Below are 15,533 nucleotides of genomic sequence, written 5' to 3'. Positions count from 1 at the left end.
TACAATTAAAAAATTGGAATTATGACAAAGAATATCATCTTTATCTTTGCGGCGTTCTGTACGCTGCAAGCCCGTGCGGATGTACAACCCACGGAGAAGGATACTGTACGCTGCATGTTCCGTTACGATGACACTGAACTGCTGCAGCCGTTACAGCCCTCATATCTTGACGGAGTGGTCGTCCCGGCACGGGGAAACGGCAACTGGTTCGTCAGTATCGCCGGAGGCACGACGGCCTTTCTCGGCACCCCGCTTGGCTGCGAAGACCTGTTCGGGAGGTTGAAACCCTCGTATAGCCTTGCCATTGGCAAGTGGTTCACCCCGTGGGTAGGCGCACGCATAAATTATAGCGGCTTGCAGTTCAAGGACGGTACGCTGGCCGTGCAGGAATACCACCACCTCCATGCGGATCTGCTATGGAATGTGCTCGGCGGCAGTTATTCCCGTCAGGAACAGGTACGCTGGCATCTGGCTCCCTTTGCCGGTATCGGGCTGCTGCATCATGCGACCAACGGGCATAACCCGTTTGCAGTCTCTTATGGTATACAGGGGCAGTACCGGATTTCCAAAAGGGTAAGCGCCCTCGTGGAACTCTCCGGCGCAACCACTTTCCAAGATTTCGACGGGTATGGTAAGGAGAACCGTTTTGGTGACCACATGTTATCGCTTACCGCCGGATTTTCTTTTCATATCGGCAGGGTCGGTTGGAAACGCGCCATAGACCCAAGTCCTTATATCCGCCGCGATCAGTGGCTTGTCGAGCGCGTAAATGCTTTGTCGGAAGAGAACCGTCTTTATGCAGGGCAGCATGACAGAGACCGACGGACACTCGCTGAGCTGAAAAAGATTCTGGAAATCGAAGGATTGCTCGACAAGTACAGCCATCTTTTTGATGACGACGATGCATTCGACGGCAACCGTTATCCCAAAAACAATTACAGCGGTCTGAACTCGCTTCAAGCGAGACTTAAGAACCGGAAGTGGGACGGGAAATCTCCCTTGGATGGGAAGGGTACACAATCTGCCGACACAATTCCCCTTTGTGCGGGTCAAGACACACTCTGTATGCAATATTTGGCTCGTATGCAGAACGGAAAAGAGTGTATCGGCTCACCCGTGTATTTCTTCTTCCAACTCAATACGGCGCGTCTCACGGATACCTCCCAGACGCTTAATCTCGACGAGTTGGCAAGAGTAGCGAAGAAGTACGGGTTATCGGTAAGCGTCATTGGTGCAGCTGACAGTATGACCGGAACAGCATCCGTAAACAATGTCTTGAGTGCATCAAGAGCCGATTATATCGCTGAAGAATTAATCAAACGTGGGGTGTCGGGCGACAAGATAACCAAAACTCACCAAGGCGGCATTTCCGATTATGCGCCCAATGAGGCCAACCGCCATACAAAGGTTATGCTGCATCTCAAATAATACTTTTTGTTCATACGATATAAAAACATTTTTTTTCGTTTATGGAGAGCCTGTCTGTGAAGATCGGCTCTCTTTTTAAACGGAAATCTGACTGTTTGATATTTTCTAATCGGTAACGAACATCGTAATTATTTATTATATACTATCTTTGCATTCAGTCTTTTACCGGTATAATTCATGAACATGCAAAACTCTTATCTGACCTCGAAGCCGCACTACGAGATTCTGGACGGACTGCGCGGTGTGGCGGCTGCTATGGTAGTGGCCTTTCATCTGCTGGAAGCGCATTCCGGCGGCAACCATCTGAACCAGATTATCAATCATGGCTATCTGGCAGTCGATTTCTTCTTCATGCTTTCGGGTTTCGTCATCGGCTACGCATACGATGACCGTTGGAACCGGATGAGCACGGGAACCTTCTTCAAGCGTCGTCTTATCCGGCTACAGCCTATGGTGATCATGGGGAGTATCGTGGGAGCCGCGCTCTTTTGGTTTCAGGATGCCCCCTGTTATCCGGCAATGGAGGGCGTGTCCGCCGGTGCGGTGCTGCTGGTCATGCTGCTGGGTTGTACGTTACTGCCTCTGCCGCTGAAGTGGGACGTCCGGGGATGGATGGAAATGCACCCGCTGAACGGGCCGGCATGGTCGCTTTACTACGAATACATCGGCAACATATTGTACGCCTTGTTCATCCGCAAGTTCAGCAAGACGGCATTGACTGTCCTCGTGGCGATAGCGGCGTGCTTCACGGTACACCGCTGCCTTACCGCACCTGCCGGCGACATCGTGGGCGGATGGGCTTTGAACTGGGAACAGCAGTACGTGGGACTGGTCCGGCTGATGTACCCCTTCTTTGGCGGACTGCTCCTGTCCCGGCTTGGCTGGCTGATACGCACCCGCAAGAATGCTTTTGGGTGGTGCAGCCTGATGATAATCGCCGTGCTTTCCGCGCCCCGTATCGGTGGGGAGGACGGGTATTGGATGAACGGGCTTTACGAGGCTTTCTGCATCATCTGCATTTTCCCGGTTATCGTCTCGATGGGAGCGGGAGGCAGGATAACGGGCAAACGCTCCGCTGCCGTATGCAAGTTTCTGGGCGACATATCCTATCCCGTCTATATCACCCACTATCCGCTGGTCTATATTTATACGGCATGGGCGTTCAACCGTCAGGCGACACTTGCCGAAGGCCTTCCTTACATGCTGCTCACGTTCGTCGGGGCGTTCGCGCTTGCCTATGCCTGCCTGAAGTGCTATGATCTCCCGGTGCGCAAATGGCTCACGGAACGTTTCTTGAAGAAGAAATAAAAAGCGGTAAAGAAATCCTATATTTATTATCGTATTTCTGTCGGATGACAGATAAAGTTCCGACGCCGAAGGTGTTTTGCGGACGACACAATCAGATAACGCGAACCCAAATGTCTATTACTGTTTCGCTGATAGAAGAAAAGCCCCTTGATGCCTTTGCCATAGGTTTGAGGGGCTTTTGGGGAGGCTACAAACCTCTTTTTGTTGAATAGGTTCTTTTGATATTGTCACACCTTTTTCTATCCCGACCGACGTATAAAACGTGCGTGTGCATGTCGGTTGTACAGGCCAAAGACATACCGGGAGAATAAAAACAGCACTGCCCGCCTGTAGAGGGGTTTCCTACAGACGGGCAGTGAGTAAGACACGGAATTAAAGTTTGGCGGTTGTCACTGGATAGTTACGCCACTGGGCGGTACGTAGGCTGCACGGATGCGGAGAGGTCTATTGATGCGGGGTGCTTTACCGGTAGTGCCGTTATCATTCGTGTATATATCGTCCCAATCACTTTCTGCATAACCACCGTCTGGCAGGGCCTTGGTGGCACGGGCATAGCTGGTGCTCTCTGGATAGATATACGCAGGCCATATTCCTGTTCTATCTTTTGCTGCCGCCGATGACCAGTAGAAATTGTTCTGGAACTCCGTGTATGTATTGTAATAAGAGGTAAGAATACTTTCCAGTTGGGAGATACCGGGCAGGAACCAACCGGAAGAATTGCTCATGCCCTGTACGGCTCCATTGGCATTGCGCTTGTTCTTGTTATAGCAATATTCCGCCGCTGAGCGGGGTTTTTCGTTCAGGTTCATTTCTGATTGTCCAGCTTGGGTAATAATGCGCCGGGTAGCTGCCGCCCCATGTTTGTTTCCTTCCGTCCATTCGTTATTTAGCGGACCTCCGATGTATTCACCATTACAACCCCATTCCAAACCGTCATAGATATAATCCCCTTCAAACTCGTTCAGGGGGTCGTAATGGGATATATATTCCTCATAGGCTTCCACGTAGATAGTGCCTTGAAGTCTGCCTTCATAATACCACTGTACCGGCAACAGACCGTGCTGTACGATTTCAATGGTACGGGTACGTGGCGTCTGCGTGTTGTTGTCGGTGTACGAGATGTTGACGGTGGCGGTGCGGTCTTTCGTGCTTAGGTTTTCGTCCAAGTAGAAATAGATGCGGTCACGGCTCCTGCTGATGGTGTATTCGGTGTTTTGGGCAAGGGTGTTGGTCACCAAGTCCGTGGTGAAGTATTTGCGTTTGCCGTTTCCCGCAGTCCATTTCTGTCCGGTCGCCAAATGGGTATCTGTACTCATGTCGGCAGAGAGTGTTCCATTCTCCATATTTTCGGCTGGCACACGTTCCATGCGTATCCAAGTGTGACTTTCCGGGTCGGCTATGCTGACTTTCATCTTTGGATTCTCATCTTCCTCGAAGAGGTACACGTCCAAAGGTGTGATACAGAAGTGGGCGTCGTGGTCACGCTCGCGCAGCATGGACAGGTAGAACGGGTTGTTCTGCTCGGTGATGTTGACGCGGGCATCGAAGGTGATGTGGTCCGGGTTGTTGCCCACATGGGTCAGTCCGCTGATGACGATGTTGTTGGCGTAGTGCCTGTTGCGTATCACCTTGAAGTCATTCACCGGGTTGCCTCCGAGATAGAAGGTATATTCGGCCTCGATGGTGGTGTTATCCTGATTTGCGGGCAGGGAGGGGTCGCCGTTATAGGTAGTGTAGTAGGCTCTCATCTTGAAATAGGTAGCCTTACTGTTTTCGCCTACAAGTCTCGGCTTCCACCGCTGCTTGTCAACATCGTCCTCTACTCCAGCCGGATACTGATAGTTTTCCGGATCTTCGTCCGGTTCAATCATGTTCTCGAACATGTAGAAGGTCAGGGAGGCGGCCCCGCCGTGGTTGTAAACGACGGCATCGCTCTGTATGTTTTCTACATTGCGGTATGGCTCATCGGTAGTCAGGCTGGTCTGGCCATCGGCAGGCTCGGTCAGGGGTACGGCGGTAGGCATGTTGTACACGCCCCATTCCGCAATGGAAAGGCGGGGCAGTTGTCCGCTCTCGTCCGAGTGGTCGGAATCGATACTGATGTTGATGTCGATGCGGGCCATCAGTGCCTTGAGCTGCATCGTGAGGCTTCCCTTCTCGGTGAGGTTCACGGTCGCGCTCTTGCCCGCCATCGGCATTCCCGTGCTGGGCAGGGTCGTGATGTCATCGCGGGTGTTAGGAGTATAATTGGCAGGATCGTACACGAACGCTTCGAGCAGCTCCTTGGGCTTTTTCCCGTCTTTGCTATATTGGGGGAAATTATCGGGATAACCGTCGCCGTTGGCATCAGTTACCACCTCCGGAGTCACGTTGGCCAAAGCGTAGATGGTAGTTTTTTTTGCGAGTGCCGGATCTTTAAACACGTCCGTAGGAATGCTGACATTGGTCGTATTCGCCGACGGAGCCATATACGGCGAGAATACTTTCGTGTTGCTCGATTCCAGATAGTCGCCGTTTTCGTCGAAGAAGAACAGGTAGAGCTGGTTGATGCGCTTCTCCTTGTCGTCCTTGGCGATGGCCGAGCGGGTGACGACTTGCTGCGGCAGCATGTTCTGGCAGACGGCCTCGATGGTGAATCCGTCGCCGGGCGGAACGGTACCGCCGCCAAAGTCCTCCTCCGTGGTGCAGGCTGCCGGCAAGAGCATGGAGGCCACCGGCAGGAAATAATAAAGTATCTTTTTCATCTTTATGCTGTTTTCGGTTGTTGTTTTATTGGATAGAGACGTCGCTGTCGCCCCCGTCTTCCCAGAACTCGTTATCGGCGGCAATAAAGTTCAGCGCGAAGGTTTCGCCCACGAAGTTGAGCTGCGCCGTATAGCGGACACCCGCACGGGGCTGGAACTGTGTCGGACGTTCGGCTGTAGCGGTCTTATCCGCCCCTTTGTAGGTATATTCGACGGAAACCTCCACGTCCTTGCCGAAATAAGTGCCGTCCGTGGCGTTGCTCAACAGAAGCAGGTGCTTGTCGCCTATCGGGCTGACGGAACTGTTGGGAGCTACTGCAAGCCCTGTCTCGTTGTTATATATCTCGTATGTGCCGGGATAGGTGCCGCTGTAGGTGTAGAATCCCTCTTCGTTGGTATTCTTGCTGAAATCGATGGTAATCGAGCGGGTGAAGTGGCCCGACAAGGTAACACGCTTGACGGTAACAGTTTCCTTCTTTTCATCTCCGTAATTGTAGTTGTTCACGGCGAAGCCCAAGCCCGTCATGATGTGGCTGAAATTGAAGCCCACGTTCCCCGTGGTACGCAGGTGGTTATAGACGACGGAAACCATCGCGTCGGGTGTCTGCATGTCGTTCAACGTGGTAGTCGCTACATCGCCCGTCTCGCCGAACGGCATGGTGAACGTCAGTTTCGGCACGCCCCGTGTGGTGGCGCTGGCGGGACTTTCCACTGTAAAACCGTCCTTCGGGTAATAGGCGAAAAAGGTGTACCGATAGCTGTCGGGGGAGGTCGCCGCCGGATTTTCCGTCGTGTTGTACCATTTTCGCGGGCCGCCACTGTTATTATAGTCATAAGTGCAGGCCGAGCCGTTGTAGGTGACGGCTTGATTGAAGAACACGTCGGGGAAGGCGTTGCCGCTCTTGTTACCCCAGTTCGCGCTGCCCGATGCCCAGTCCTTTTCGGTGTTACTGCCACGCTGATAAGGCACGCAGTAGCCCAGTACGCCGAACGTGCCGCCGGTGGGGAATGCGTCGTGGAACGTGCTCCGGGTGAGTTTCTCCACGGTAATGACCGGGGCGGCAAAGTGGATGGCGTCGGGACTGTCGGCTTCGGGCTGCGCCCATTCCTCCTGCTGGCAGGCGGAGCAGAGAAGCAGGAGAGCCGGAAGTATGTATCGTTGCTTCATTTGGATGTTCATTTTATCGTCAAGTTACAGATAGCTTATAATTGGGTTATTGGGTCACGTCGATGGTTACGTTCCCGCCTATGGCGTCGCTCCATGCGTTGACCGTGGGCGGGTCGAACACGATATAGCCTCCGCCGGTGAGGGTGAACGAGTAACGGTAATGGTTCGCCGCCTCCCACATGCTCACGGTGGTGGCAGGCAAGGTGTAGGAAGCGGTCTTTCCCCTCTCGGCATCGGTATCGTAGGTGACAGTCAGTTTCACCCCGTCCGTGAGCGATTGCGGAATGAGTAGCAGGTCGCCCGACACGTCCGCATTTCCGGCTGGAGTTACGGAAGTCTCTTTCTCCACGCTGACGGTTCCCTCTGCCGTGTTGCTCCACAGGGGTTCCTTGCCGCTGTCGTAATCTCCCTTGACATCCAGCCCCTCAAGGGAGATGGAATGTACCGTGGCGTTGCCACCCTCACTGCGTGCCGCAAAGGTGATGCGTGCCAGCAAATGTTGGAATTTGAGGGCTACCGGACCGGGAGGCTCTGTCTGGCCTGCCATGACGGAGATACCCGTCTTTTTCGCCGTCATCAGGTCGTGTCCTTTCGTGGCGTCGAAGCCCTTGACGGTAAATGTGCCGTCCGTGCAGGTGGCGGAGGACACGGCATCGCCCAGCGTTTCCACAGACGGATAAAGGGCGTAGAAGTCGTAGGTATTACCGGGGAGCCAGTATCTCGTGCCCTCGTAACCCCACATGCCGGAAACGTATGTCACTTTTTCGGCGTTAAACACGCTCGTGGCCGTACCGCCCGTTCCGTCGGTGTAGTTCCCCCATACGCTGAACGAGTTTCCATCGGTCAACATTCCGTCCGCGTCGTCGATGGCGGCCCGTGTCACGGCGGGACCGGCAAAACGGATCGCCCCGCTGTTGCCGCTTGTTTCCATGTCCGGGCCCGTGCTTTCCGTACAGGCTCCCAGCAGGCAGGCGACAGCCGGTATGAACAAGGTTTTGAATAGGTTGTTATTCATAATCATACATTGTTTCTTTATATCCGGTTATTTCTGACGCTACCGGTAGCGTAAATAAGGAGCAACACTCCCGTTAGTGGCTATGAGGGGACATTCAACCCCTCATAGCCTGATGTGATGTCTTTTCGGCTATTGATGCAAGCGATTACTCTCCGGCGTTTTCCGGGGTTACATCACTATTTGATGCGTCAGCCCATTCATCTACATCAATAACTTTGAACTCAATTACCTGCTCCTTCAACTCCGGATCAATCGTGCTACCGTTGATTTCTACTGTATAGTTATATTTGAAACCTTCAGTCCATTGGTTCTGTACTGTGCCGCTAACATCGCCTTTATATGCCAATTTTCCTTTGAACTGATTTTCACTTAATTGTTTATTTGCTGCATCATAGAAAGTTGCGGTAAAGGTTACTTCCAGATTTTCGTTGCTTTGTGGAATGACAAAGCAGGTCGTAGTGTGGGTAGCGTCCTTAAATTCTTCGGCAATATCCCCTAATGCTCCGAAATCATAGTCCTCTGTTGAAACACTTTGAGTAGTCCAATTGATATCTGGTTTCCCGCTTTCGGCATAAGTCGCTGTAACATTAGTTGTTTTTACTGCATTCACCTTGATGTCGGAGATTTTCATGGTGTAGTCATAAGCGTCCGTGTTCTTGAACGTGAACTTCACCTGCGACAACATATGGTAGAAAGATAAGTTTACCGGACCATTATTAGCTTCTTTTGCAGTCACCTCTTGGGGTATAGCCACAATCAAATCTTTCGTATTGTCTACCGAGTAATTTGGGAATGTCAACACTCGAGAGGTTGCATTAAACTCTGCATTCTCAATTTTATTACCACCATTGGAGTAAGCGCCAAAACGGTACTTCTTGCCATTTATCCAATAAGCAGTCTGTGTGGGATTCCAAACCGTCCCCTCCGCTCCTACAGTGCCTCCGTCTACCTGAACATTGGTATATACGGAAGTCCATGAATCATCATAGTTTCCGAATACGAAGAACTTCTGAAGATTCTGCTCCGTTGTTTCAGTCACACTACTTCTCGTTGAATGGTTCACGAAAGTTCCGAACTGGATCGCCCGGCTCTGCGGCATATCCACAACTTCTTCGTTCGTACAGCTTGCCAGTGCTGCTACAGCCACTCCAAGCACAAAAAAACTTTTCTTCATAAGATGTAAAAAATTAAATTAAAAATTTGGTTATTTAGTACCTGTTGTTTTATTCGTTTCAGTCAATGGGCAGCGGTATGTCCACCCATTCTCCCCAGCCGTCCACATCTACGTCAAAGCTGCCTCCGCCTTCCAGCCCCTCGTCGTTGGAAATCGACAGCCCGCTCACGACGATAACGCCACCCCGTGGTTGTCCTTTCACTTGGTCTGTGACATCGAACTCGAAGGTCTTGAACTTGCCGTTCACCATTCTCACCTCCAAGTTCAGGCTGTACCTTCGCCCGTCCGTACCGTTTCGTCCGTAATGTTCACCCGGATAGTCGGGTACGCCGAACGACTGTACCAGCGCTTCCGCTCCGTAATCTTCCAGCGTACAGTCGAACATTACCGTGGCTGCGGTTTCTCCGGTATGCCCATCGTTCAGATAGACCGTTTCGGCCATGCCTGCCAAGGCTCCGCGTGCCAAGGCCACGTATTGTTGTCCGCTTTCGAACTCGTAACGTATCATATAGGTGTAAACCAATGGACGCAAGGTAACCGGCAGCTCCGTCGGGGCAAGTGTTTTTTCTGCCGTGTATTCTTCCATGTATGCCCCGTAAAGCATGTCGGGCTGGTTCACGGTACGTTCCCCCGCGTGCAATTCATGGAAAGAACTCCGGGTCACGCCGCGTGTGGTGGCTGTGGCGGATTCCGAAGCGGCCACGCCATCGAACACGATATATTCCGTATCATTGTTGTAGAACAACAGTTCGTGCGTGCCTTCCGGCATGGCGATCCGTCCTCCTTCATCGGGCAGATTGCTCTCTATACGCTGTCCGTCGCTGGTATAGACTTGGACACGTATTCCGTCGGCCGGAGCAGGACACAAATCTTCATAGTCGTACTTCCAGTCCTCTTCCCACAATTTTTCCCAGTCATAGGCGTAAGTACGTTCCCATTCCTGTTCCCAGTCGGAAGAGAGATTCACCTTCACGGAAAGACCATGCTCGTCGTGGTCGTAACACAGGTCTTTCCGGCAGCTCGTGGAAAGGAATGTCAATCCTGCAAACGTAAGCCCCATGAGGGTATATCGTAGCGTTGCTTTCATCGTGCGCCTCCTTTCTTTTTATCGGTATCCCACAACCGCCACACAAGGGCAAACTTCAGTTTCAACGGACCGAAGTAATTCATTCGGTTTGTCTGCTGGTACACGTAGTGCCCGTCGATGGGAAGATATTCTTCGTACTTGCTGTGCATGTACCCCAGACCGATACCGGCTTCCAGCGAGAGCCGCCGTCCGATGGGGAACATGTAGCCGTAGCTGACACCCACCATTTCGGCCTCGCCCTGATAGCCCTCTTTGCCGTTTTCAAGGTCGTACCACGTGAAGCCGCCGAACACGCCGAGGTAGTGGCCGTGCCACGGGCTGCCTTGCTTCTGTCCGAACCACCAGCGTCCCTCCGGGCTGATTGTAGCTACTTGGTAACATTTGTGCTTGCCGTCATTATTCCACCATGCCATGTCGCCTTCGAGGTTCACCGTCCAACGGTCGGCGATACGGTACTCCACTTCGAGCGAAGGCATCAGTATCGCATCGTAGAGCAGGTTGGTCTTAACGGCCAACCGCTGTACTGTCGGTCTATGCGGTTGCACGGTCGCTTCCTTCCGCACCGTTGCCGGCTCGGAGGCCGGTTCCGCCACGCTATCGGGTTGCAGGGCCGGTTCCGGCTCTTTCACTTTCGTCTCTTTTTGGGAAATGACTTTTACGGGCGGTTCGGGTTTCCGGTAGCAGGCCACCGAGAGGCTGGAGCGCAGTTCGGGAAAGAAATTCTCCAGCATGTAGGTGTACGGCATACCGCCCCGCAGGTCCATGAGCTGTTTCTTGCGTCCGTCCACTACGCGACCTGCCTTGTCGAACACCCATACGGGCGTATGGTCAAGGATATGCAGCACCTCTTCCTTGTATAATATGTCCGAGGCGGCGACCATTTGGCGCAGCATGTCCCACGCAATACCTTCTCCATGTATGCAGATCAAACTGTCGGGGATTCCGGCGTGGCGCACGAGATAGGATTTCAGGGAGTCGGCCCTGCGCTCTGACAGCACCCCGTTGAGACGGTTCACACCTTCGGGCGATGCCCACGAGCGTATCACGACGCTTTCAAGGCGGTCCGCACCGTGTTCTTCACGCAGGGTGCGGATAAAACGCTCCAGTTCCGCGCGGTTGTCCCGGAAGAGCATGTCCACTTCCCTGTGGCCCTGCCGGTAATGGATACGGGCCGAGTCCAACTCTTGCGCATGAACATACCCGCCGCAGAATAAAAGAAATAATAACAGTATTCGTTTCATTGTCATAATTCTGTCTATGCCAATTTATTTATATCAGCTATTTATTCAATCTCTGTACGTTTGTCCGTGCCGTGCTTCTTTCTTTAGAGGTAAAAAAGCACCGAACCAACAAATAATCAGCCGGATAACTGTCAGTTATGCCGATTTATTTGTTGGTTTAATCGTTCGTTAAAAAGACTATCGGAAAAAAGGTCGTATTATTCGGACACTCCGGGAAAATTTGTCCTACTCAAAGAACTGAAACGCAATTTTTTGCAGATTTTTTTTGTGGATAATTCGTGTTTTTGTAATTTTGTGGCTGAAAACGAACGATTTAACCAACGTAAAATCATACCCTCCGTTTTTGCAACTCCCCTTTCCGTCTTATCTCTTTCTCTTTCATGGCCTTATCTATTTCCTTATAGCGGCTACGGAATTTCATGAATGTATCCCGCGAAATGTCGAAACGCCTGCATATATCGGCAATCGTACAGTTCCGCTTCAACATGCCAACGATGACCTTTCGGTTTTCGATCAGCACGTTCATTTTCGTGTAGCTGCCTTTTTTCCGACCAAGGACGACACCCTCGGCTTTCCGGAGGGCGAGAGCCTCCTTCGTGCGCATCGAAATCAGGTTGCGTTCAATTTCCGCTACCAGACCGAACGCGAAACAAAGTACCTTGCTGTTGATGGAGTTGTCGAACGAATACCCCTCCTTGGTTGTGTAAAGGTTGATTCCCTTCTCCAGACACTTGCCCATGATGGCCATGAGGTCCGTCAGCGTGCGGCTTAGCCGCGAAACTTCCGTGACAATCAGCGTGTCGCCCCGTTTCATGCGCCGTATCAGTCCCCCTAATTTGCGGTCGCACCCCTTCTTCTTGCCGCTGGCGACCTCCGTCACCCACTGGCTGACGGAAAGATTTCTACTGTCGGCGAAACGCCGGATCTCGTCTTGTTGGTTAGCCGGGTTCTGTTTGCCCGTGCTGACCCTTAAATAACCTATTATCATAATCCTTAATTATTTTACGGGAGCGACATTGCCCCCGTCCGGTATAAATAAGGCATGATGGTTCGAAATGAAAGGATTCTGTACATAATTGTATGCGTAACATTTTATTCTTCAACTATTTTAATGTCTTTTCGGAATCTCGTCGGGAAAAACTGGCACGTATGTTTTCTCCGGACAGGCCGTAAGCTCGTGAAAAACATAAACCGTTACGGAGGAAATGCCTCATTCGTGGAACTGCATGAAGTCGGTGCCTATGACAACAGCCATTCTCTGATGCCGGATTTGAAGGGGCAACGAATGGACCGGATGCCCCAAATGGTTGGACGAGCAATGCTGAAATCGAATGATATGCCGAAAAATAAAGAAAAATGCGGTCTTCTCGACAGTAAGCAAGAAGCCGCATTTGTAATAAGTACCCCGATTTCTGTAAGAACGCTTTGTCCGGAAGTTGTCCGTTGAATAGGTTGTGCTTATTTCAATGATTTGCGTAGCAACGGAAGGCGTTTCAGTATATGGCCGATAGAAAGGACAGTTGTAACGATTCCTGCCCAAAAATGACATTGCCCGACCGGGGAACCTGCTCCTTCTATGCCTAACAGGGCAAATCCGGTCAGAACCACGGACAGGAACAGGACCGACAGTACCGCCGTGACCTTGCTTTTCCGGCCTATTCCGTTCTTGGCAGTTCCCTTGTACCAGCCCCAATGCGTCGCTATATGAAATATGGAGGCCATGAGGAACAGCAGGCTCGTCAGGACATGGAAAACTGCCCAATTATGCCATACCTCGTGATTGCCTTCATAGTCGGCCACATGCAATTCGATTCCGGAGTATGCGGACAGGACAAACACGGGAATCAGGCTCCAGTCTATTATAAAAATCTTTTTCATCTGTCTTTCGGTTTTAATAGATGCGGCAAAGTTCGCATCTTCGACTGGAACCGGACGATAACAAATGTAAAGAAATGAACTATCGCCTGTTTCTGATCCTCGACAGGGAAACAGAAGTAATCCCCAAATAGGAGGCAATATAATGCTGGGGAATCCGCTGTATGATAGAGGGGTGTTCTTTCAGCAGTTCTTCATACCGTTGTTGGGGGGTGTTCTTTATGCGGGAAAGGAAGAGCCGCTGATAAACATGGAAGCGTTCGATGATTTTTTCCTCATATATCTGCCGTAGCGCGGGCTTCTGTCCGAGGTTTCTGAAAAAATCTTCCCGCTTCATAACCGACAGTTCTGCCGGCTCTATGCTTTCCAGGGAAAAAAGGCTCGGTGTCCGTTGATACAGGCTGTCGAATGACGCGACGAAATCCCCTTCGAAAAAGAACTGGAAAGTGATGTCCCGTCCTTCGTTGTTGAAAAACAGGCGCAGGCAACCTTTCCGGATCAGGTACATTCTGTCGGCTACCTTGCCTTCTTCCAACAATATCGTTTTAGGAGGAACGGATAATTCGGTTATCTCCGGAAGCGATAGAAAATAGGCGTTTTTATCAGAGTTCATTGTCATTTCATCTTTATTCGTCATGGTTTGATAGTGTATTGTTCATCACGTACTCGGCACAAATTCTGATAGAGACTCATCTACTTTAATAACTTGCGTTCGCTGCCGCCAGTTCCCAATATTCTCATCTGTTGAATGGCTATCTGATTGAGTTTAATCAACCGCTCACCCTGCGGAATACCTTGGTCTATAAATACTGCATTGAGGTTTTCCATATTTGAGAGGCAAATAAGCTCATTGATTGTGGCATAGTCCCGGATATTCCCTTTCAGTTCGGGGTGTTGCTCACGCCACATCTTGGCGGTCATACCGAACATCGCCACATTCAGCATATCGGCTTCATCGGCATAGATAATACTGGCTTGTTTGGCGGTTACCTCTGCCGGGATAAGGTTCTGTTTTATGGCATCGGTATGTATGCGGTAGTTGATTTTCGACAGTTCCCGTTTGGCTGACCAACCGAGTTGCTGTTGTTCCTCGGTCTTTAATCGTTGGAACTCCTTTATAATATACAGTTCAAATTCAACGGAAATCCAGCTTGCAAACTTAAATGCTATATCCTTGTGAGCGTAAGTGCCGCCGTAGCGTCCCGATTTGGAGAGTATGCCTATTGCGTTTGTCGTACTTATCCATTTTGTCGGTGATAAGGTAAAGGCGTTCAGCCCGGCTTCCTTTTTAAACCCCTCGAATTCGAGGGGTTTAAAACTCGGGTTGTACAAACTCTCCCAAATACCCAGATATTCTATTGTATTCCGGTTACGCAGCCAGTTCCCGATAACCGCAGTCGGGTCATCGCTTTTGTATCTTGCTATGTCTGTCAGGCTGATATAATCATTCTCGTTGACTGATATAATTGTGACACTTGTGTCTTTTACTGTAATCTTTGCCATTTTATATTTGATTCTTTGGGTTTTATGTACAAAAGTAATTATAATCTATGAGACTTTCTCCTTTTCAATGAACAATATGACTTTTCCTTTCGGATATAGACAAGGATATAGACAAGGTATTTCGCTACCTCCGGTAATACCTGCTTTTCCCTTATTTCAATCATGTAAAATCACCATAAATAGGTATTGTCCAGTAAATTCAAACCCCGTACTTTTGCAAAAATATAAACGGAAACATCGTTCATTATTTATGCAGGTACTCAAAGAAGACATACGCGGCCGCATATTGGCAGTCGCCGAACAGCGATTCGGGCAGCAGGGGTATTCCAAGACCTCCATGCGCGAGATTGCCGGAGCCGTCGGTGTCGGTGTGGGGAACATATATAATTATTTCCGGAACAAGGACGAATTGTTCTGTGAAGTGGTCCGTCCCGTCCTGCACGCTATGGAAGCCATGTTGCAGGAGCATCACGGCATACGCGGCGAGGACGTGATGACGATGCGTTCCGAAAAATACCTGAAAGCCTGTATCGACGAATACGTTTCGCTCATCGAAACGCATCGCAGCCTGCTGGAGATCCTGTTGTTCCGTGCCCAAGGCTCTTCGCTGGAACATTTTCGCGAAAGCTACACCGACCGTTCGACCGGGCTGGTCAAGGCATGGTTCGCCGCCATGAAGAAGAAGTACCCGAATATAAATACGGCTGTGTCCGATTTTATCATTCACCTGCATACGGTGTGGATGTTCACGCTGTTCGAGGAGCTGTTGATGCACGCGGTGCCCAAACAGGAAATGGAATCCATTCTGCATGACTATATTCTGTTTGAAATTCAAGGTTGGAGGGCCATTATCAAGGTATGACAGATAGAAAAGACACATACGGACAAGCTGCCGTAACGGGGCAGCGGGAAAAGAGGAAATCTTCACAAAGGTTTCCTCTTTTTTTATTCGTGAACAAATCTGAATATCGTTCATTAATAAATATCATA

Annotated in this window: 14 protein-coding genes; 4 read left to right on the top strand and 10 right to left on the bottom strand. The window is 50.6% G+C overall.

Annotated features, from left to right (window positions below; translation table 11 throughout):
* The first annotated feature begins 21 nt into the window (after positions 1 to 21).
* Positions 22 to 1,428 (top strand): OmpA family protein, encoded by a 1,407-nt coding sequence (locus tag C1A09_RS07620; RefSeq protein WP_007571956.1) that lies wholly within the window; start codon positions 22 to 24, stop codon positions 1,426 to 1,428.
* A gap of 177 nt (positions 1,429 to 1,605) precedes the next feature.
* Positions 1,606 to 2,736 carry an acyltransferase family protein gene (locus C1A09_RS07615; protein ID WP_007571958.1) on the top strand — a complete coding sequence of 377 codons (1,131 nt, stop codon included), beginning with the start codon at positions 1,606 to 1,608 and terminating at the stop codon, positions 2,734 to 2,736.
* A 389-nt stretch (positions 2,737 to 3,125) separates the two neighbouring features.
* Here C1A09_RS07615 and C1A09_RS07610 read toward each other — a convergent pair whose 3' ends face one another.
* From C1A09_RS07610 to C1A09_RS07580, 7 genes are all read right to left on the bottom strand, one after another.
* Complete coding sequence (locus tag C1A09_RS07610) at positions 3,126 to 5,480, bottom strand: DUF4906 domain-containing protein (protein ID WP_007571963.1); 2,355 nt, start codon at positions 5,478 to 5,480, stop codon at positions 3,126 to 3,128.
* Positions 5,481 to 5,505: 25 nt separating this feature from the next.
* On the bottom strand, positions 5,506 to 6,648 hold the full coding sequence (locus tag C1A09_RS07605; protein ID WP_225719301.1) for a fimbrillin family protein: 1,143 nt from the start codon (positions 6,646 to 6,648) through the stop codon (positions 5,506 to 5,508).
* Between the two features lie 46 nt (positions 6,649 to 6,694).
* Positions 6,695 to 7,663, bottom strand: coding sequence for a fimbrillin family protein (locus C1A09_RS07600; RefSeq protein ID WP_225719302.1), 969 nt, complete (start codon positions 7,661 to 7,663; stop codon positions 6,695 to 6,697).
* Positions 7,664 to 7,808: 145 nt separating this feature from the next.
* Positions 7,809 to 8,837, bottom strand: coding sequence for a fimbrillin family protein (locus tag C1A09_RS07595; protein WP_007571968.1), 1,029 nt, complete (start codon positions 8,835 to 8,837; stop codon positions 7,809 to 7,811).
* A gap of 58 nt (positions 8,838 to 8,895) precedes the next feature.
* Positions 8,896 to 9,924, bottom strand: a complete 1,029-nt coding sequence (locus C1A09_RS07590; protein ID WP_007571970.1) for a DUF5119 domain-containing protein — start codon at positions 9,922 to 9,924, stop codon at positions 8,896 to 8,898.
* Positions 9,921 to 11,171 carry a DUF3575 domain-containing protein gene (locus tag C1A09_RS07585; RefSeq protein ID WP_007571972.1) on the bottom strand — a complete coding sequence of 417 codons (1,251 nt, stop codon included), beginning with the start codon at positions 11,169 to 11,171 and terminating at the stop codon, positions 9,921 to 9,923. Before C1A09_RS07585 ends, C1A09_RS07590 begins: the two co-directional genes overlap by 4 nt.
* Positions 11,172 to 11,493: 322 nt before the next feature.
* Positions 11,494 to 12,153: a recombinase family protein gene (locus tag C1A09_RS07580; protein WP_007571976.1), complete on the bottom strand. Its 660-nt coding sequence runs from the start codon at positions 12,151 to 12,153 to the stop codon at positions 11,494 to 11,496.
* A gap of 189 nt (positions 12,154 to 12,342) precedes the next feature.
* On the opposite strand from C1A09_RS07580, the gene C1A09_RS07575 reads away from it, so the two are divergent.
* Positions 12,343 to 12,612, top strand: coding sequence for a hypothetical protein (locus C1A09_RS07575; RefSeq protein WP_225719305.1), 270 nt, complete (start codon positions 12,343 to 12,345; stop codon positions 12,610 to 12,612).
* Between the two features lie 11 nt (positions 12,613 to 12,623).
* Here C1A09_RS07575 and C1A09_RS07570 read toward each other — a convergent pair whose 3' ends face one another.
* The 3 genes from C1A09_RS07570 to C1A09_RS07560 all read right to left on the bottom strand — a co-directional run bounded on the left by C1A09_RS07570 (position 12,624) and on the right by C1A09_RS07560 (position 14,543).
* Positions 12,624 to 13,043, bottom strand: coding sequence for a DUF4405 domain-containing protein (locus C1A09_RS07570; RefSeq protein ID WP_007571980.1), 420 nt, complete (start codon positions 13,041 to 13,043; stop codon positions 12,624 to 12,626).
* 79 nt (positions 13,044 to 13,122) lie between these two features.
* On the bottom strand, positions 13,123 to 13,677 hold the full coding sequence (locus C1A09_RS07565) for a Crp/Fnr family transcriptional regulator (RefSeq protein ID WP_007571982.1): 555 nt from the start codon (positions 13,675 to 13,677) through the stop codon (positions 13,123 to 13,125).
* Positions 13,678 to 13,733: 56 nt separating this feature from the next.
* Positions 13,734 to 14,543 carry a KilA-N domain-containing protein gene (locus tag C1A09_RS07560; RefSeq protein ID WP_007571983.1) on the bottom strand — a complete coding sequence of 270 codons (810 nt, stop codon included), beginning with the start codon at positions 14,541 to 14,543 and terminating at the stop codon, positions 13,734 to 13,736.
* A 250-nt stretch (positions 14,544 to 14,793) separates the two neighbouring features.
* On the opposite strand from C1A09_RS07560, the gene C1A09_RS07555 reads away from it, so the two are divergent.
* Positions 14,794 to 15,405, top strand: a complete 612-nt coding sequence (locus C1A09_RS07555; RefSeq protein WP_007571984.1) for a TetR/AcrR family transcriptional regulator — start codon at positions 14,794 to 14,796, stop codon at positions 15,403 to 15,405.
* Positions 15,406 to 15,533 lie beyond the last annotated feature (128 nt).

This window comes from Bacteroides cutis, from assembly GCF_900241005.1.
GTDB lineage: Bacteria > Bacteroidota > Bacteroidia > Bacteroidales > Bacteroidaceae > Bacteroides > Bacteroides cutis.
Note: the sequence above shows the minus strand (reverse complement) of the source record. Positions and strands in the feature narration are given on the sequence as shown.